The organism is Allomuricauda sp. F6463D (genome assembly GCF_023015965.1).
Taxonomy (GTDB): Bacteria; Bacteroidota; Bacteroidia; order Flavobacteriales; family Flavobacteriaceae; genus Flagellimonas.
Genome location: NZ_JALKAN010000002.1, coordinates 1,005,827 through 1,024,386 on the forward strand (window position 1 = coordinate 1,005,827; position 18,560 = coordinate 1,024,386).

The 18,560-nt window shown below is 38.7% G+C and carries 18 protein-coding genes; 4 read left to right on the plus strand and 14 right to left on the minus strand.

Translation table 11 applies throughout. The features are described 5' to 3' along the window. Position 1: 1 nt before the first annotated feature. The 4 genes from proC to MWU56_RS12930 all read right to left on the minus strand — a co-directional run bounded on the left by proC (position 2) and on the right by MWU56_RS12930 (position 3,642). Complete coding sequence (proC, locus tag MWU56_RS12915; protein WP_247044962.1) at positions 2-796, minus strand: pyrroline-5-carboxylate reductase; 795 nt, start codon at positions 794-796, stop codon at positions 2-4. 10 nt (positions 797-806) lie between these two features. After that, positions 807-1,781 carry an N-acetyl-gamma-glutamyl-phosphate reductase gene (argC, locus tag MWU56_RS12920; RefSeq protein ID WP_247044964.1) on the minus strand — a complete coding sequence of 325 codons (975 nt, stop codon included), beginning with the start codon at positions 1,779-1,781 and terminating at the stop codon, positions 807-809. Continuing rightward, positions 1,778-2,965, minus strand: coding sequence for an argininosuccinate synthase (gene argG, locus MWU56_RS12925; protein ID WP_247044966.1), 1,188 nt, complete (start codon positions 2,963-2,965; stop codon positions 1,778-1,780). The genes argC and argG overlap by 4 nt, the downstream gene beginning before the upstream one ends. A gap of 62 nt (positions 2,966-3,027) precedes the next feature. Continuing rightward, on the minus strand, positions 3,028-3,642 hold the full coding sequence (locus MWU56_RS12930; protein WP_247044967.1) for a GNAT family N-acetyltransferase: 615 nt from the start codon (positions 3,640-3,642) through the stop codon (positions 3,028-3,030). A gap of 23 nt (positions 3,643-3,665) precedes the next feature. On the opposite strand from MWU56_RS12930, the gene MWU56_RS16575 reads away from it, so the two are divergent. Continuing rightward, positions 3,666-3,794 (plus strand): hypothetical protein, encoded by a 129-nt coding sequence (locus MWU56_RS16575; RefSeq protein WP_262917818.1) that lies wholly within the window; start codon positions 3,666-3,668, stop codon positions 3,792-3,794. 68 nt (positions 3,795-3,862) lie between these two features. On the opposite strand, the gene mptB is transcribed toward MWU56_RS16575, so the two are convergent. The 5 genes from mptB to MWU56_RS12955 form a co-directional block, all read right to left on the minus strand. Further along, positions 3,863-5,215: a polyprenol phosphomannose-dependent alpha 1,6 mannosyltransferase MptB gene (mptB, locus tag MWU56_RS12935; protein ID WP_247044968.1), complete on the minus strand. Its 1,353-nt coding sequence runs from the start codon at positions 5,213-5,215 to the stop codon at positions 3,863-3,865. Between the two features lie 9 nt (positions 5,216-5,224). Further along, positions 5,225-6,709: a cellulose synthase family protein gene (locus MWU56_RS12940; protein WP_247044970.1), complete on the minus strand. Its 1,485-nt coding sequence runs from the start codon at positions 6,707-6,709 to the stop codon at positions 5,225-5,227. Beyond that, entirely contained in the window at positions 6,709-7,398 is a 690-nt protein-coding gene (locus MWU56_RS12945; protein WP_247044972.1) for a glycosyltransferase family 2 protein, read from the minus strand. Before MWU56_RS12945 ends, MWU56_RS12940 begins: the two co-directional genes overlap by 1 nt. Positions 7,399-7,495: 97 nt before the next feature. Next, on the minus strand, positions 7,496-9,100 hold the full coding sequence (locus tag MWU56_RS12950; RefSeq protein ID WP_247044973.1) for a 4Fe-4S binding protein: 1,605 nt from the start codon (positions 9,098-9,100) through the stop codon (positions 7,496-7,498). 9 nt (positions 9,101-9,109) lie between these two features. Beyond that, positions 9,110-10,459, minus strand: coding sequence for an NAD(P)/FAD-dependent oxidoreductase (locus MWU56_RS12955; RefSeq protein WP_247044974.1), 1,350 nt, complete (start codon positions 10,457-10,459; stop codon positions 9,110-9,112). 127 nt (positions 10,460-10,586) lie between these two features. On the opposite strand from MWU56_RS12955, the gene MWU56_RS12960 reads away from it, so the two are divergent. Together MWU56_RS12960 and MWU56_RS12965 are read left to right on the plus strand one after the other, a co-directional pair. Next, on the plus strand, positions 10,587-11,609 hold the full coding sequence (locus MWU56_RS12960; protein ID WP_247044975.1) for a glycoside hydrolase family 113: 1,023 nt from the start codon (positions 10,587-10,589) through the stop codon (positions 11,607-11,609). A 90-nt stretch (positions 11,610-11,699) separates the two neighbouring features. Next, on the plus strand, positions 11,700-12,632 hold the full coding sequence (locus MWU56_RS12965; RefSeq protein WP_247044976.1) for a hypothetical protein: 933 nt from the start codon (positions 11,700-11,702) through the stop codon (positions 12,630-12,632). A 17-nt stretch (positions 12,633-12,649) separates the two neighbouring features. Here the strand turns inward: MWU56_RS12965 and arsM are convergent, their stop codons facing one another. The 4 genes from arsM to MWU56_RS12985 form a co-directional block, all read right to left on the minus strand. Further along, the gene (gene arsM / locus MWU56_RS12970; RefSeq protein WP_247044977.1) at positions 12,650-13,615 is read right to left on the minus strand and encodes an arsenosugar biosynthesis arsenite methyltransferase ArsM; all 966 of its coding nucleotides are present in this window, start codon (positions 13,613-13,615) and stop codon (positions 12,650-12,652) included. After that, positions 13,612-14,427: a purine-nucleoside phosphorylase gene (locus MWU56_RS12975; protein WP_247044978.1), complete on the minus strand. Its 816-nt coding sequence runs from the start codon at positions 14,425-14,427 to the stop codon at positions 13,612-13,614. Before MWU56_RS12975 ends, arsM begins: the two co-directional genes overlap by 4 nt. Next, positions 14,424-15,041: a TIGR04282 family arsenosugar biosynthesis glycosyltransferase gene (locus tag MWU56_RS12980; RefSeq protein ID WP_247044980.1), complete on the minus strand. Its 618-nt coding sequence runs from the start codon at positions 15,039-15,041 to the stop codon at positions 14,424-14,426. The genes MWU56_RS12975 and MWU56_RS12980 overlap by 4 nt, the downstream gene beginning before the upstream one ends. 655 nt (positions 15,042-15,696) lie before the next feature. Further along, positions 15,697-15,924 carry a hypothetical protein gene (locus MWU56_RS12985; protein WP_247044982.1) on the minus strand — a complete coding sequence of 76 codons (228 nt, stop codon included), beginning with the start codon at positions 15,922-15,924 and terminating at the stop codon, positions 15,697-15,699. Between the two features lie 525 nt (positions 15,925-16,449). Between MWU56_RS12985 and MWU56_RS12990 the strand changes: the two genes are divergently transcribed. Then, positions 16,450-17,973 carry a GH3 auxin-responsive promoter family protein gene (locus MWU56_RS12990; protein WP_247044984.1) on the plus strand — a complete coding sequence of 508 codons (1,524 nt, stop codon included), beginning with the start codon at positions 16,450-16,452 and terminating at the stop codon, positions 17,971-17,973. Here MWU56_RS12990 and MWU56_RS12995 read toward each other — a convergent pair. Continuing rightward, complete coding sequence (locus tag MWU56_RS12995) at positions 17,968-18,543, minus strand: hypothetical protein (RefSeq protein ID WP_247045247.1); 576 nt, start codon at positions 18,541-18,543, stop codon at positions 17,968-17,970. The genes MWU56_RS12990 and MWU56_RS12995 overlap by 6 nt on opposite strands. Positions 18,544-18,560 lie beyond the last annotated feature (17 nt).

The window sequence follows — 18,560 nt, forward strand, 5'->3', positions numbered from 1 at the left end:
TCTATCCCTTTCTAATTTCGCTAATTTTCTCAAATGAGGAAACAATTCCCCTGATCAATGATGAACTCAAACCTTGGTGTTCCATTTCGTTCAAACCTTCAATGGTGCATCCTTTTGGAGTGGTCACTCTATCAATTTCCTCTTCTGGATGATTGCCGGATTCAATTAATAGGCTTGCAGCACCGTTACAGGTATACATAGCCAGCTCTTGGGCTTCATTGGCATCAAAGCCCAATTGTATGGCTCCCTGGGTGGTAGCACGAATCAGTCGCATCCAGAAGGCAATCCCGCTTGCACAAATCACTGTTGCTGCCTGCATTTGTTCTTCCGGAATTTCTAAAGTATGTCCCATTCGGTTAAAAATGGCATTGGCAAGGTCCGTGCGTTTTTTGCCCAATTCGTTGCTACAGATACAGGTCATGGATTTACCAACGGATATTGCCGTGTTGGGCATGCTTCGGATGATAAACTTGTCGTCTCCAATGATTTCTTCGATTTTCTTGATTCCAAAACCTGTAATGGTACTGATTACTACATGTTTTTCGGTAAGAAGATCCTTGGTTTCTTCTAAAATAGCAGCAAAATGACCAGGCTGTACTGCAAAAAGAAGGATGTCGGAATTCTTAACCGCTTCCCGGTTGTTCGAAGTTACCGTTACGTTTCCATATTTTTCAAATTCTTTGATGGATTCGGTATTGCGTTTGGTGAGATACATGGTGGTGGCCCCGTTGCTGTGCAAAATGCCCTTAGCAATGGACAACCCCAAATTACCTGCTCCTATGATTGCTATTTTCATGGTTGTTATTTTAAAATACGCCTGCTTTTAACAATAGACCTTCGGTTTCTGGGAAGCCGAACATCAAATTCATGTTTTGTACCGCTTGCCCGGATGCACCTTTAAGTAAATTATCGATGGCCGATGTGATTAAAAGTAAATCATCATGTTTGTGCAAATGGATGTGGCATTGGTTGGTGTTCACTACTTGTTTTAAATGCAATGGTTCATCCGAAATGTGGGTGAAAGCTGCATTATTGAAAAAGTCGCTGTACAAGTTTTTTGCTTCCTCCAAACTGCCATTATACTTGGTATAAGCTGTTGCCAAGATACCTCTTGTGAAGTTTCCTCGATTTGGTAGAAAAAATAATTTCCCAACGGTATTGCCATAAGAGGAAAGGCTTTCGTCAATCTCGCCTAAATGTTGATGTGTAAAGGGTTTGTACCAAGAAGCGTTATTGTTTCTCCAGCTAAAATGAGAGGTTGCAGATAAACCTACCCCGGCACCTGTACTGCCTGTAACTGCATTTACATGGGCATCATCTGATAATAAATTTGCTTTTGCCAAAGGTAATAGTGCCAATTGGATCGCCGTGGCAAAACATCCAGGGTTGGCAATAGCTTCTGCAGCTTGTATGGCAGACTTGTTTAATTCAGGTAGCCCATATATAAAGCGTTGACCGTTAAAATTAGAATCGGCCTGTAACCGGAAATCATTGCTCAGGTCGATAATTTTTGTTGAGGCCGAAAATTGGTTTTCGTTTAAAAAAGAAGTCGAATTTCCATGACCCAAGCAAAGAAAAACAATATCCACTTCAGGATTTACCTGACCAGAAAACTTAAGTGTTGTCTGTCCCAACAAATCCTGATGGGCAGATGTGATGGGTTTACCGGCCCGTGTTGTACTAAAAACAAAGTCTATTTCCGTTTTTGGATGATTGAGCAGAATCCTGATCAGTTCTCCTCCAGTATATCCAGAACCTCCTATAATTCCTACCTTGATCATAAATCTTGGTTTACATGGTTTGCTATTTTTCCTGAGTTGGACAGAATCTTGATAAATCCTTTGGCATCGTCTGCTGTCCATCCTTTGTTTATTTCACCGTAACTTCCAAAAGAAGCGTTCATTAAATCGTGATCGGAAGCAATTCCGTTCAATTCAAACCGGTAGGGATGTAAGGTTACGAAGACATCTCCCGAAACGTGTTTTTGGGTATCGGTCAAAAAGGCTTCAATGTTTCGCATTACTTCATCCAAATAGTTTCCTTCGTGTAACAACATACCATAAAAATTGCCCATTTGCTCTTTTTGATATTGTTGCCATTTACTTAAGGTGTGTTTTTCCAATAAATGGTGTGCTTTTATAATAATAACTGGCGCAGCTGCTTCAAAACCGACCCTACCTTTGATTCCAATGATGGTGTCGCCAACATGGATATCCCTGCCAATGGCATATTTGGATGCTATGTCCGATAACTTTTCTATGTTCGCCACAGGAGTATCTTCTTTATCGTCCAGAGCGACCAACTCACCATTTTTAAAAGTAAGTTTCAATTCTTTGGGCAATTCTTTTTCCAGTTGACTTGGATAGGCACTTTCTGGTAAGGATAAATGCGAGGTCAAAGTTTCATCTCCTCCAACTGATGTTCCCCATAATCCTTTGTTGACGGAATATTTGGCTTTTTCCCAAGAATAGTCAATACCGTTTTGCTGCAGGTAGTTGATTTCTTCTTCCCTTGCCAATTTTTTATCTCTGATAGGGGTGATAATTTCAATTTCGGGAGCAAGTATTTGAAATATCATATCAAAACGTACTTGGTCATTCCCTGCTCCTGTACTGCCGTGGGCAATATATTTGGCCCCTACCTTTTTGGCATGGTTCACAATCTCAATGGCTTGTACAATTCTTTCTGCACTTACGGAAAGTGGGTAGGTGTTGTTCCTGAGCACATTTCCGAAGATGAGGTATTTTACCACCTTGTCATAGAACGTGGAAACAGCATCAATTGAGGTATAAGAAGTGGCACCCAACGCGAGAGCTTTTTCCTCAATATCTTCGATTTCAGCTTTGCTAAAACCGCCCGTATTTACACTTACTGCATGTACTTCGAATCCCTCTTCTTGAGATAGATATTTTGCACAATATGAGGTGTCCAATCCGCCGCTGTAGGCTATTACTAATTTTTCCATTTTATTGATTCTTTATATGTTAAGGTCAATTCGAACGTTTTCGACTGCGCTCGAACGGATATTTATTTTTGTTTCTTTTTAAGAAAAAGGCTTTCTTTTATACTTTTCAATCTTTTAAAGGCCTTTTTGTTTACTTTTTCAGTTTTTTGTTTTTGTGCTTTTGGGTCGTGTAACATTCCTGTGCAAAGACACATTTTTTTCTCGGTTCGTGTAAGAATATCGAAATTCTTACATGTTTGGCAGCCTTTCCAAAATTCTGGGTCGTCCGTAAGTTCTGAAAAGGTTACAGGTTTATAGCCCAATTCGTAATTCATCTTCATTACGGCCAATCCTGTAGTGATACCAAAGATTTTGGCATCGGGGAATTTTTTTCTTGAGAGATTAAAAACGGCTTTCTTGATTTCTTTTGCCAGTCCTTGGTTTCTATAATCAGGATGCACTATTAATCCGGAATTGGCCACAAAGTCTTTGTTGCCCCAGACTTCTATATAGCAGAAACCAGCAAATTTATCACCATCCAAAGCTATGATGGCGTTTCCATTTTGGAGTCGTTTTATAATGTATTCAGGCGTACGTCTAGCAATACCTGTACCTCGGACCTTGGCCGATTCGGTAATGGTATCACTTATGATTTGTGCGTATTTAAAATGTGATTCGTTAGCAACAATAATTTCCATTGCGAGCGATTGTTCTGTAAAAATTGAGAAATGTATTCGGAGGTTTTGCGGAAATGGACTCACCTATTTCCAATAGTTATATTGCACCCTTACGGGCGACGGCGACGGGGAGTAAATGGACTGATTGGAGCAGTGGTGCTCAAAGTAGATGATATGTACAGTTGTCCTTTCATTTCAGGGGCTAATGTACAAATTAATTCGAATTAGATTAGGGTTGTAGTTATTTTTTGTAGAAATATAACTTTTTTGGTCTGCTAACTATCATTTCATAAACAAAATAGCCGATTACCACGATGTATTCAATGGTCAATAGCCAAAGATTTTCCTTGTATTCTGGGTTGGAATAGGCGTAATAGCTTAAAATAACAGTGCAGGACCATATCAAGGGAAACCTATAATTGGTAAAGATTGCAATGCCCAATAGGAATACCACATACCATGGGTGAACAGTGCTCGATAGAAAATAATAGCTCGCCAGTAGTAACACCATTGTTGTAATAACACTTTCGAGTTTTTGATTTCTCCGTAGGAAAGCTAATAAAAGCACAATAATAATGATAGCCCTTGTTAGTATGGAGCCATAAGAATCTATAAGTTCCCAAGGTTTCGCTTCATAGTAGGAGACAGCAATTTTCTTTACTACGTTATAAATACCAGCGTTGAATTCGAAATTGGAAAACCATAATCCGACGGTCTTCGAGTAATTGTCTATAAAAACAGGTGAGTAAAAAGGAAGTAACAAGGCTGCACATCCCAACAATATAAGTATGTAAAAAAAGACACTTTTTTTTAGACGAAAATATTTTAGAAAGATCGGTAAAAATAGTAGCGGTATCAGTTTTACCATGATGGAGCAGGCATATAAAGGGGTTGCCCATTGCCATTTATTTTGGGATATCAGATAAAGAGACCAAACAAGAAAGAAGAGCATTACACCTTCAAAATGAAGATTACCGGTCAATTCTATGATCACCAAGGGATTTAGAAAATACCAAAAAGCCATGTGGTTGGCCTTGTTTAGGTTCTGAAGTAGTTTTCTTCCAAAATAGAGGGTGCCCAAGTCTGCTAAGATGATGATAACACGCATGGCAATCATGGAGCCCATTACACTTCCACCTCCAAAGATTGTAGCGAAAGCAAAGAGCAATTGATTTACAGGAGGGTAATTGCTATAGTGCCGAGCGTTCAAAGTGCTCATGCCTTTATAAAGTTCCTGCATGGTATCAAAGAAAACGGTGCCCTGAGATATAATTTGGTCGGGCGTGTACAGATACGGATTGATACCGTTTTTGATGAGTTCGCCGTCCCAAATAAAACGGTAAAAATCTTGGGAAAGGTTTGGTACGGCAATTAGGAATACCAACCGAAAAAGGATTCCAATGACCAATAGAAACTTAAAGTTCCATTTTTCGAATTGGATGAGTTTGTGGCACAGATAAAAAAGTGCGCCAAAAAGCATGAACAATTTGACATAATCCGTTCGAACCAAGTTATATGCAAAGCTCCAATAGAATAAAATACAAGCGATAGCAAAAAGTATCGGGTATTTGTGCAGTCGCCAATAAGATTGCATAATCTTGATTTATGCCTTGGAAGTTAGGGATTTAAAGAATACAAATCCAAAACCAAGAAATAACATCAGGTGGAATGGGAACAATCCGTAATCGTTTAGCGGCACGGCACTGTACATTCCAAAAAGAAAATAGATCATTAAGGCAAATTCCAAAATCATATTAGGAGACAACTTGTTGGTCAAATATTTGTTGCCCTTCCATGTGTCCTTAATACTATTGATGTTGAACTTGGGTGTCCGTACAAATTCACTTCGTTTGCCCAAATGTCCTTCCAAAACTGCAACGGTATTGTGCAAAGAGAAGCCTAATGCCACGGAGAAGAAAGTGAAGAAAAGTTTGATATAGTCCACAAAATTATCGAAACTGCTTCCCTGAATACTTTTATAGGTAAACCAATAACAAACGAACAGGATAATGGTACTTAGGATAAAGAAACTTGTCACTTCAAATACCCAACCCAAATGTCCGTAGGTGTTTTTAATGTATAGCATGGGAATGCTCAATAATGCCACGATGAAAACACATAGGAACATGGAACTGTTCAATAAATGCATTACGCCATGGAACTTGGTTTTAAAAGGTATGTTTTTGGAGGTGATGACACTCCAAACGGTTTTTCTGAAATTTTCGGCCCCACCTTTGTTCCAACGAAATTGTTGTGAACGGGCTGCACTTATTACAACAGGAAGTTCAGCTGGTGTTTCAACGTCTTCCAAATATTTGAACTTCCAGTTTTTTAATTGGGCACGGTAGCTCAAATCCAAATCTTCGGTAAGCGTGTCACCTTCCCAATTACCAGCGTCAAAAATGCACTCTTTTCTCCAAATACCTGCAGTGCCGTTAAAATTGATAAAGTGCCCCTTGGAATTTCTTCCTACTTGTTCTAACGTAAAATGGGCGTCCAATGCAAAGGCCTGAATACGGGTAAGTGTGGAATAATCTCTATTGATGTGCCCCCAGCGGGTCTGAACCACACCAATTTCTTCATCCTTAAAATAAGGGACTGTTTTTTTGAGCCAATCGGCCTCTGGAAGGAAATCTGCATCAAAGATGGCGATAAAATCACCTTTTGCTATTTCCAATCCTTCTTTTAGGGCACCAGCCTTGTAGCCTTTTCGGTTTTCCCTGCGGATGTGTTGAATGTCTAATCCTGTTTGCTGAAGTTGCTCAATTCTTTGGGCAGTTTCTATCACAGAATCATCAGTTGAATCGTCCAACACTTGGATTTCCAATTTGCTTTTCGGGTATTCGATTTTAGCGATGTTGTCCAACAAGCGCTCCATAACATATTCCTCATTATAAATTGGAAGTTGTATGGTTACGAATGGAATTTCTTTGGGATCAAGAAGATTGAATTTTGGGGCTACTTCATTTCGCTTTTTGTAGCCGAGATAGTTGATCAATAGATTCAACTGCGCAAGGCTATAGAAAAAAATCAAAATTAAGGCGAAACTATAAATGGCAATGATGATGTAAGCAATAGCAAGTCCCATTATTTTAAACTGTATTTAAAGATCCAACCCAATATTTTTATGCCCGCAAATATAGTACCTTTTACCGTACCTGATACTTTTGAGACACCTATTCTTTGTTTGTAACGCACTGGTACTTCGATATATGACATTTTTTTTCTCAAAATTTTCAATTGCATTTCCACAGTCCATCCGTAAGTTGTGTCCTGCATATCCAATTCTTTGAGCTTTTCATATTTTATGGCCCTAAAAGGTCCCAAATCCGTAAATTTGGACCGAAAAAACAATCGCATTAAAAATGTGGCCAATTGGTTGCCAAAAACTTGTTGCGGAGTCATAGAACCAGGTTCGCGAAGTGATTTTTTTCGCGCTCCAACCACAAAATCAACGTCATTTTCCAAAATTGGGGCGACAATCTTATCCAATTCTTCCGGATAATCTGAATAGTCTCCGTCAATAAATACGATAATATCGGGTGTTTTGGATTGTTCGGAGATGTATTTTAATCCTTTTAAACAGGCAAACCCATAGCCCTTGTGGTTTTCCGTGATTACGGTTGCCCCCGCTTTTTTTGCATTTGTTGCGGTATCGTCTGAGGAACCATTATCTACTACCACAATTTCGGATACATGTGAGGGTAGTCCCGATACCACCAGACCAATGGAATCTCCTTCGTTGATTGCGGGTATAATGACCTTTATGTCTTCCATTGGATAAATCTGAATTTTAGTTAGATTATAGAGTTGCCAAAACTAAAATTTTCAGAGGCCATTTATCCATAAATATTAAAAAATGCTTAAAATGAGGCTATTTTTTGTTTACAAGGGTCATCAAGTCCACGTCGTTCCCTAAAAGTACTTGGTTACTATCTATTCTACCTTCGAGCGGGCCATTTTCTAGTTTAAGAACACCTCTAGGGCATACTGCCGAACAAATACCACAACCCACACAACTAGAACGAACTATATTCTCGCCTTTTTGAGCATAGGCACGTACATCTATACCCATTTCACAATAGGTGGAACAATTTCCACAAGAAATACATTGTCCCCCATTAGTGGTAATCCTGAATCGGGAAAAAAGTTTTTGCTGAAAACCTAAGATTGCCGCCATTGGGCATCCAAATCGGCACCATACCCTATTACCGAAAATAGGATAGAAACCAGTACCAATGACTCCAGAAAATATACTGCCAATTAAAAAGGAATAGGATTTACGAAGGGTTTCGGATTTAAAAAGAAAAACTTGGCCTTCCCCACTAAAAAAGTGAAATCCAATCAGGGCGATGATGATTACAAAATAACCGATGGCCCCGTATTGTGCATCTTTTTGTAGTTGATCTCTTTTAAAAATCATCACCCAACCAAAGACCATGGTGAGCAATACGGCAACGCCTATCAAAAAAGTACTTTTTGTCAACCAATATTTGCTGGTATCGGTTCCCAAATAAGAATAAATTACAGCAGTGGTCATCAAGGTTACAAAAACCACAACACTATGCACTACCCATCGCTCAATTTTCCAAGCTTTTGTGGATTTATCGCTTAATTGCCTAAAGGAATCCCCGGCAGTTTCGGCTAGTCCACCACAACCGCAGACCCAAGAACAGTACCATCTCTTTCCATATTTGTAGGTGAGAATAGGGGTTATTACGAAAATGGAGAGTATGGCGAATATCAATAAGGCAAAACCAATATCACCGGAACTCAAAAATCCTTTGATGCGGTATCCTTCAAAATTATAATAATTGAGAGGCCATACGTTTTTTAAATCAAAATAAGGAAGACTTCCACCATTCAAAACTTTATGACCATTTAAGCGTGCCATTAACTCGGGGATTATAAACGCAAAGGCAGTCTGAAAAAACATAACGCTGAAAGTGCGCAGTCTCTCGTAGCGATTATGACGATACTTCCATAGAAATTTTATGCCAAAAGCCAAAATGGCAACGGTGTATAGGGTGCCATAAACAAACCATTGGCTGGCTGGATTTCCACTCAACAATTTGCTTAGTGGGTCAAAAAGGCCGATAACACCTTTATTATCACCATTACTTACCAGTCCCAGATATTCGGGATAAAAATAGAGTACAACATAAAACCCTGTTAGCGAAAGTCCTGCCACCCAGGCCCATAGTCCGCGACTAGAAATGGATTTGAACCATACGCCATCGTTTTTGATGCCTGGCAGTTTATTGGAATAAGCATCCCAAGCAAACCAAATAATACCAAAAGAAATAGCGAGCAACGATAGCGTTAACCATAACACTTTGTTGGGGAAGTTAACATTGAATACGGCCAATAAGAGAATCCCCAATCCTGACAGTCCCAAGATGGTTGCAATTTTTTGGCTGATGCTCAGGCTTTTAGGTGGTTCCCCGGTAAGGGCCATGCTTTTATCGTAAGTGCTCATAATATTAGGTTAGGAAATTTGAAAGATGCGTTTTAGATTTTTCTTTTTTGGGGTGATGGACTTACCATAATCTTTATTGTATTTCGATATAATTTCCGATTCAAAGCTTTTATAAAATTCTGGGTCAAAATTGGCGTCCGCCAAATGTTCTATCACAAAACCCATCGTTCTTTTTTCATTCAGCCAACGGTCAAAAACTTCATGTCGTAAACGAATACCAAAAGTGTTGATGCCCAAAAACGTTTCCGAATCTTTATGAAACGCAATAGTGATGCAGATTTTTTCTTTTGGGTGTCTCCAATGAAAATGTGATTCTGTTTCTTTTTTACTTCTTTCTGAAAAAACCCAACCATAGGTTTGGTACTCAATATCCAAAAACTTGGCAGAGTTGAACCAATTTCCAGGATTGTATTCCATGGGGTTCTCACAAATGGTTTGGGCAAGGGCCTCACCCATCATCCGACCAGTGTACCAAACAGCTTCAATTGGTCGTCGGTTGCCAATAGCCACATGTTGTTCGGCGCAATCGCCGATGGCATAAATATCTTTTATATTGGTTTCTAGCTGTCGATTTACTTTGACTCCTCGGCCAAGTTCAATCCCGGAATCTTTTAGGAAATCAATATTGGGAGCAACTCCAGCGGTTAGACCAACAAGGTTGCATTCGATTTCTTCACCGGATTCGGCAATGGTCACAGATTTCACTTTCCCGTTTTCGTCAGGTTTGATTTCCTTTAACGAAGCACCCAAACGAAGATCTATATGATGTTCCTGGATATGCTCGTTGATCATTTGCGATTCACCATTGGGTAAAACGCCGTTCCAGAAACTGGTTTCACGAACCAAAAAGGTAACTGGAATATCACGTGTTCGGAGCATCTCTGCTAGTTCAATGCCTATGAGGCCACCACCCACGATTACGGCATGTTTACATACTTTATTGTTGGGAGCGTTGTTTTCCAAAAGTTCCAAATCCTGTTTGGAATAGAGTCCTTGAACACCATTCAAATCTTGACCCGGCCATCCAAATTTGTTAGGCTTGGAACCGGTTGCAATAATGAGCTTGTCATAGTTAAGATCGGGAGCTCCGTCAATCTGTATTGCTTTTTGTTCAGTATTAACATGTGAAACTCGACCTTCCACCAACTCAATCCTATTCTTTTGCCAGAAGTGATTTTCGTAGGGTTGGGTATGTTCAAATTTCATGTGTCCCATGTACACATACATCAGAGCGGTTCTTGAAAAGAAATACTTGCTTTCGGCAGAAACAATGGTAATTTTTTTATCGGATAGTTTACGGATATGCCTGGCAGCGGTTACACCCGCTATTCCATTTCCAATGATGACAATATGCTCCATGGTTTTGGTTTGATTGTTGAATGTGTCGAGATTTAAAGGAAGAACTTAACAGTTCGAGGGAATTTAGTAAGAATTTAACAGCTAAATGATGTTTTAAAAGTATTATTTTAGGGAACCTATTACGATTATGAAGAAATTGTTTTTTGTTTTTACCTTAATAATTGTCTCTTGCAGTAGTAGCAAGTTTGACAAGGTCAATGGTGTAAGTTTTGTATCCTCCCGGGAGGAAGTGTCGCAGCACCACATTGACCCTGTGCTCAATGTTCAGGCTAATTATGCAGCTATAATGCCCTTTGGATTTATTAGAGATCTGAATTCTCCGGAACTCGTTTTTGATTCAGATAAACAATGGTTTGGAGAAACGAGGGAAGGTGCGAAGCAATATATTCAGAAATTACATCAAAATGGGGTAAGCGTAATGGTAAAGCCCCAAATTTGGATTTCTGGTGGAAAATTTACAGGGAACATGTCAATGCCCACAGCAGGGGATTGGGATAAACTTGAGGCTTCCTACGAAAAATTTATTTTATTATATGCAGCGTTGGCAGAAGAAACCCAGAGTGATATATTTTGTATTGGAACCGAACTCAAAAGTTTTATAAACAATCGACCTGAATTTTGGAGTAATTTGATTCTGAAGGTGAAGAGAATCTATAATGGTCAACTTACCTATGCAGCTAATTGGGACGAATATGCGAAAACACCATTTTGGTCGCAATTGGATTACATTGGAGTAAATGCATATTTTCCATTATGTGAAGAAGAAAATCCAACTATTGAAACGCTAAGCGAAGGATGGCAACCTTGGAAAACCGATATTCAAAAACTTGCAGCCCAAGAAGATAAGCCCGTTCTTTTTACAGAGTTTGGATACAGGAGCATGGATTTTACGGGAAAAAAGCCTTGGTTGGTAGATCGCAACCGAGCAGATGTAAATTTAAGGGCACAAGCAGATGCGACACAGGTTATTTTTGATGAATTCTGGAACGAGAATTGGTTTGCTGGCGGCTTTGTTTGGAAATGGTTTATGAAGCACGATCAAGTTGGAGGACATGGGGATAACCGCTTTACCCCACAAAATAAACCTGCCGAATCTGTTATTCGGAAACAGTACGCACAAGAAAAGAAAGCGAGACTTAAGGGGCGGTGATCACATTGCAAAATATTTATCCCGCTTAAACGTATTTGTTTCTGATTTTTTACCATCTTTGTAGCACATCCCACCCAAAAACATACAGTAATGAAATCACGATTATCCCTTCTATTTTGGGTAGGGGCCTGCACGTTTATTTTTGCACAAGAAAACAATTTCTACAAAGTTGTTGCAGAACAGGGAGATGGTATTTTTTCCTTGCTCCGTAAGCAAGGATTAGATCCTGCCAAGCACTATGGAGAATTTTTAGAGCTGAATTCAGACAAAATAAAAGAGGGGAGTGCTTTAAAGCTTGGAAGGGAATACAAGATACCCTATGCGGATGATTCCTTTAAAAAAACAGGGGTACTGGTTGAGGCTGTAAAAGAAGTGGAAGAGCCGATTTTTGACAGGGAACTTGCCCAAATGTCGCTTAAAAGTGACAAGCTCAAAGATGCCGTCTATTATCTGATTTCTGAAAACAGTACGGAAAAGGCCGAAAATTTTGCAAAAGATATCTCTAAACAGTTGGCCGCAGAGCTGATTGTTCATGGCGCAAAAGTTTATATAATGGAAGAAAACTCTTTCGACGATACTGTTGAAGGTAGTGAGTATGACGAGAATCCAATGGGAGATTATATAAAGGTAATCAATAAACGTTATTTACAGAACAAGGGCAAATACCAGCGTGTATTGATTATCCGTGCTGAAAATGTATCCACTAACAGCAATATGGATGTGGCCGTGTATCATTATAATAAAAGTACCCAGGGACAACGATTTGCGCAAAATATTCAGAATGTGTTTAAAAAGAACAGTATTTCCAATAAGACTTTTGATGAGGCTAGTTTGATTTTTGAAGATCAGAACAGTCTTTATTTAGCCAAAAATATACTTCCAGCCATAAGCTTACTTACCATGGAAAATACCTCTGATATGTCAGATAACAAGATTTCCATCAAACCGAACGAAAAGGAATTCGCAAATTTGATTAGTAATGGGATTATGAATGATTATGTGGATATAGAATTTGACAATTAACTTTTTCCAATATAATTCTAACAACACCCCCCACCATTATAGTGATAAGTACTATCACTGATATAAATTTCGCTGGACTCTTTTTCTAGTGCAGCAGCAGTTTTATCGCAAACAGCCAATGGTTGGTTTTGTTGTAGTACGTGCCCTTTTTTGTCATCAAAATAGGATTCCTTTCCAAAGAATATTGCCGTTTTTCCAGTAAAAACACATGGGCCATCTTCGGGCATCGGGTCTTTGATGGCTGCAATTTCAATGGATTCTATATGAATTAGTTCCTTGGTAGGGTAGTGGTTTGGAGATAATACCCGGTAAGATCTTTTGCCTCTGATTTCAATGGTTCCAAAGCCGGCATCGGTCAATACCTTAATATATTCCTTTAAGGGAATACTTCCGCTCAAGCATAGGGCCCTTAATCTATCATCGTTCCGCAGTTCATCACTCATGGGTTGCTCGCAAATTGGATCGCTCATAACCAATCTTCCGTGGGGTTTCAACACCCGATACATTTCAGAGACCGCTTTTTTAAGGTCTTCCATCTTAAAAATATTGAAGAGGCAATTTTGTGCGGCCACATCAATACTCTCATCTTCTACGGGAAGTTTTAAGGCATCACCTTTTACAAGATTTATATAATCACTGCTGAACCACTCATTTTCTTTTTCGGCAACTTTAAAGTTCTTTTTGGAAGCCTCCAACATTTCATCTACGGAATCTACACCTATTACACCTCCTTTTTGACGTGAAAAATAGGAGAACTGGAGCAATTCCATGCCCCCGCCTACGCCTACGTAAAGTATTTTGGGATTGTTAACCAAATCTTGGGCGGATACCGTGCTACCACAGCCATAATTCATTTCTTGCATTATTTTGGGAATGGAAAGTCCTGGAAACTGCCAAATGGGGTTCGTTGTGCAACATAGGCCCACATCAGGGGTGAGTGCAGCTTCTTTATACAAGTCTTGAGTGGCTTCTAGATAGCTCATAGTTCTTTGATTAGCTCTTTAAACAGTTTGATCATTTTAGGTTCCGCTTGTCCTGCAATTTTCAAAATCTCTTGAACATCAACTGGTTCCAGATTTTTTGGGTCGCATTCATCGGTTAAAACGGATACCGCTACAATGGGTAGTCGTAAATGATTGGCAACAATTACTTCGGGAACTGTACTCATTCCCACTGCATCGGCCCCTATAATTTTGAGCATTCGATACTCGGCTTTGGTTTCTAGCTGAGGACCGACCACGGAAGCGTAAACTCCTTTTTGAAATGATATATTCTCACGGACAGCTATGGCTTCTATTTTATTTCGCATTTCCAAATCGTACGGTTCGCTCATGTCCACAAATCTATTTCCGAATTTTCCAACATTTTTAAATGCTAGGGGAGAACCGCTTTGTAGGTTGATATGGTCTTCAATCAACATGATATCACCTTTTTTAAAGTCAAGGTTAATAGCTCCTGCTGCATTGGAAACAAACAGTTTTTTTATCCCTAGTTGATGCATTACCCTTATTGGGTAGGTGATGTCCAAAAAGTCGTAACCTTCATATAAGTGAAAGCGTCCTTGCATTACCACAACTTTTTTCCCCTCAATGGTTCCGTAGATCAATTTTCCGGTATGGAACTCAACGGTTGCGAGTGGAAAATAGGGTATATGGTTATAATGCGCTTCCGTGGGATCCTCGATCATATTTACTAGCTCGCCCAGACCAGTACCAAGTACGATACCGATTTCTGGGGTTTCAAAACCTCGTTTGGTTAGATAAGCAACTGATTCGTCTATTTGTTTCTGTGTCATTTTCCTATATTTTTTAAAAATGGCTCAAAAGCCTTAATATCTTTAACGTCTTCATAATAATCTACATCGTTTTTTTCATCCAAGAGGACAATCTCCTCTGAAGCTAAATCCTTTAACGTATCGGAGAGTACGCTATCAGTTCCCCAAGCTTTGTTCTTAAACAATCTGGTCTTTAGAGAATTCATTCCCAGTAAATAATATCCTCCATCGGCTGCAGGTCCCACAACATAATCATTGTCAGTAAATTTAGAGAACGCAATTTCTAAATCGTACTGATTTAGGTGGTACATATCGCTACCTATCACAATAATATTTTCAAAACCGGCTTCGAAACCTTCTTTAAAAGCATTGTGCATACGTTCCCCCAAGTCTACTCCTTTTTGAAGCTTTTTGTTATAGATATTGGAATCCCAAATATCATTTTCCCATATTTTTTCGGAATAATAGACCCATTTGGTAACCTCCAAATCTTTGGTGAAGGACACGGTATGGTCTAATAGGAATTTGTAGATGTCCAATGCAGTCTTGTTACCCACTTTAGCAGCCAACCGAGTTTTACATTTACCAAGTTCAGGGTTGCGGGTCAAAATCAAAAGTAAGTTTTTGCTCAACATGTATAGATTTAGTTGGGATTAGCAAAACGTAGGTTAAAGATAGGTAGATTTTTAGTTTCATTCCTTTCAGAAAAAGTTGATTGTTTTTGGATTTTGGCAAATCCATCTTGTATTAAAGTTATGCAGATTGATGCTAAAGAATTGGGAGGATAACGCAAAAACTTACTTTTGATTTAGGACGGGAAATAAAAAAGGGCACCTGATCAGGTGCCCTTGTAATACAGATTACTAACTACGGTAATTTCAACTAGTGTTTAGTATAGCTTAATAAATGTAGAGGTAGATACTGCTTAAAAGAAAGTAAGCGGATAGTGCAATTACACCGTACCAGAAAAGGTATCCCAGTTTAGTTTCAATAGTGTTCATTTTTCGAGTGTTAATTATTTAGTTGCGTTAAAACTACATTCCTAAATTATTTAAAACACCCTCAACTGCAAACCATATTTATATTGGTTGCAATAAATGGGATATAAGTGGTTCTAAAAGTTATATAAATGGAAAAACTTTCCTTTTTTAAAATAAGAAGTGCTGATGTAAGTCTGTTTTATGTTTGAAAAACAGTAGTTTACAGTAGAGGTGGGAAGCTAAATTTCAAGGAAGGATGTGGATTTAGAAGTGTCAACACCCTTCCATAAAGGATATGGCGCATTAAAAATCAAACCAAAGGGGTTCCCTTCAGGCGTTTTTCAATTTTACGCTTTTTAGCTGTAATGCTCTTCATGGTTTCCATTAACTTGGAATCCTTGGTTTTTTTATAAATTTCGTTGATAGAAAGGATTAAACTCTTTGCTTCTCTTGAGGCTTTAACCCTATCACTGGTGGACATATGGCTCATTGGCCTTTTCTCAAACTCTTCCGCCTTTTCAAGTAACTCTTGGGTCATTTTTTGTTTTTAAAATTATTCACAATCGGCTAAATATAAGAGTTAGTTTGATATTTTTTGCCTATGGAACCATTTGATTTCCATATTTATGAAAACATTAAGAAGTTGGAACCCTTAAGTGTCATAAAAATCTAAAAATTATGTTTGATCAGACTGGCATTCTATCTCTATCTCTTTGATAATGTGTTTATATCTTTATAAAAATGAAAATATGAGCAAAGTGCTTTCAATGATAGTTGAAGCTTACGCTCCTTGTATCTTAAATTACAAAATAAATACTTTTTGAACAATTTTCAGTCAAAATTAACTTCGGTATAAGTATTTACCTAAAGGGTAAGGTTCGTTTAAATTATAGTCTTAGCGTATGAAATGTTTTGAGCCTGTTTATGCCAGAATATTATTTTTAGATTGACACCAATGGTCTTGACGGATTACGATATTATACTTTTTAAGTCAACCTAAAAATGGATTGAGTAAAGCTGATCAATGTGCCAAGCGTAAATTTGACATACTAAATAAATACGCATGGCAATCATAGGAAACATAATAAAGGGAGTTATTGAAGCGAGGGACGCCCTAAGCACGGATGCCAGTCCAGTGGAAGATCAAAAGAAGGTTTTAGAAGATTTACTGGAAAGAGCCAAGGGTACACAATTTGGAATGCATTATGATTTTGCATCTATTTTAAAATCCAACAACATGCAAAAGATGTTTTCTGATGCCATACCCTACCACGATTACAAGACAATTACAGATAAGTGGTGGAACAAAACAATAGCTGGCGAACCTGATGTAACTTGGCCAGGTAGCCCTGACTTTTTTGCCCTATCTTCTGGTACTACGGGAAAAAAATCCAAAAGAATACCGGTAACAAAAGATATGCTGGATTCCATAACACGCGCTGGAAGACATCAGGTGTATGCCATGAGTAATTTTGATATGCCAGCAGATTTTTTTGAAAAAGAAATTATGATGTTGGGAAGCTCTACAAACCTAGAAGAGCGAAATGGCAAAAAGGAAGGTGAAATAAGTGGAATTAGTGCCAGTAACATTCCATTTTGGTTTAAAAAATACTATAAACCGGGCGATGCAATCGCTAAAATTGACGATTGGGATGAACGGGTCCTATCTATTGCCAAGAATGCGAAAAATTGGGATATTGGGGCGTTGAGTGGTATCCCATCTTGGATGGAGCTTATGCTCAAAAAAGTGATAGACTACCATAAAGTAGACACTATCCACGAGATATGGCCCAACCTGCAAGCATATACTTCCGGTGGTGTAGCGTTTGACCCATATGAAAAAAGTTTCAATGCCTTGCTGGACCATCCCATCCAAATTATAGATACGTATTTGGCCTCTGAGGGGTTTTTGGCATGCCAAGTGAGACCTGAGACCACTGCTATGAAATTGATTACCGATAATGGGATATATTTTGAATTTGTTCCCTTTGAACCCCAATATCTTAACCAAGATGGATCTCTAACTGCTGATGCACCTTCCATTAGTTTGAATGATGTTAAGGAAGAAGTTGACTATGTGCTTATTATTTCCACAGTAACTGGTGCTTGGCGGTACATTATTGGGGATACCATTGCTTTTACTGATGTGGAAAGGGCAGAAATAAAGATTACTGGGAGAACCAAGTTCTTTCTGAACACGGTGGGTTCTCAATTGTCCGTAAACAAGTTGAACGATGCCGTGAAGCATTTAGAAGAAAAATTAAGTATAAAAGTTCCTGAATATACCCTTTGTGCCAAACGTTTTGATGACGGTTTTTACCATACATGGTATTTAGGTTCCGATGAAAATGTGGATGAAGAAAAAACAGCAGAGGTTTTGGACAGCTATCTTAAAAAAGCTAACAAAAACTATAACGTAGCTCGTGGAAAGGCTTTGGAAGGAGTGAAAGTGAATTTTGTACCCCAAAAAATGTTTGCGGATTGGAGTGGAGCCAACAAGAAAAAGGGAGGACAGGTGAAAATGGAAAGAGTGATGGGGGAGGAACGGTTTGAGGAATGGGAAGATTTTGTTTCGCAACAATCATAAAAAATCACTGTTTTTAGTTGAATCTTGTTCCTTCACCATTTCCATTATTTCATCGGGAGATAAATAATATTGCTTTATGTGCGCTTTGTAAGTTTCGTCGATTTCGGAATGGTTAAGAATAAAACGTTTTGTTTTAAGTATATATTCAGACATCCCTCGAGATACTGCAAAAGAATCGGCGGCACGCTCAGCTTTTTTCACAAACTCTTTCAGCAATACATACCGGATTCCAAAGCCAATTAGGTTTAAGTTTCCACGTTCTTGATAATCCATAACATGACCAAGCTCGTGTCCGATCCAACCGATAAGGACATCTTCGGGAACATCCAATGTTTTAAATTCCTCTCCCGATATTTTAAATTTTTCGCTTATCAATATTTTATAACTCCGCTTGCTTCTTGGTCTCAATAATCCACTCCAAGTGGGTTGTGCCTGCATCACAGATTTTTTTATATTCTTTTTGAACTTGAACTCTATTGGAATTCCATTAAGTTCTGGAAAGTGCTGTAATGCAATTTCAACCTCTTTTTCAATGCTTTTCGGTATAGTGTTTATCGGTTCTTTCAAAATTATGATGATTAGCAGAA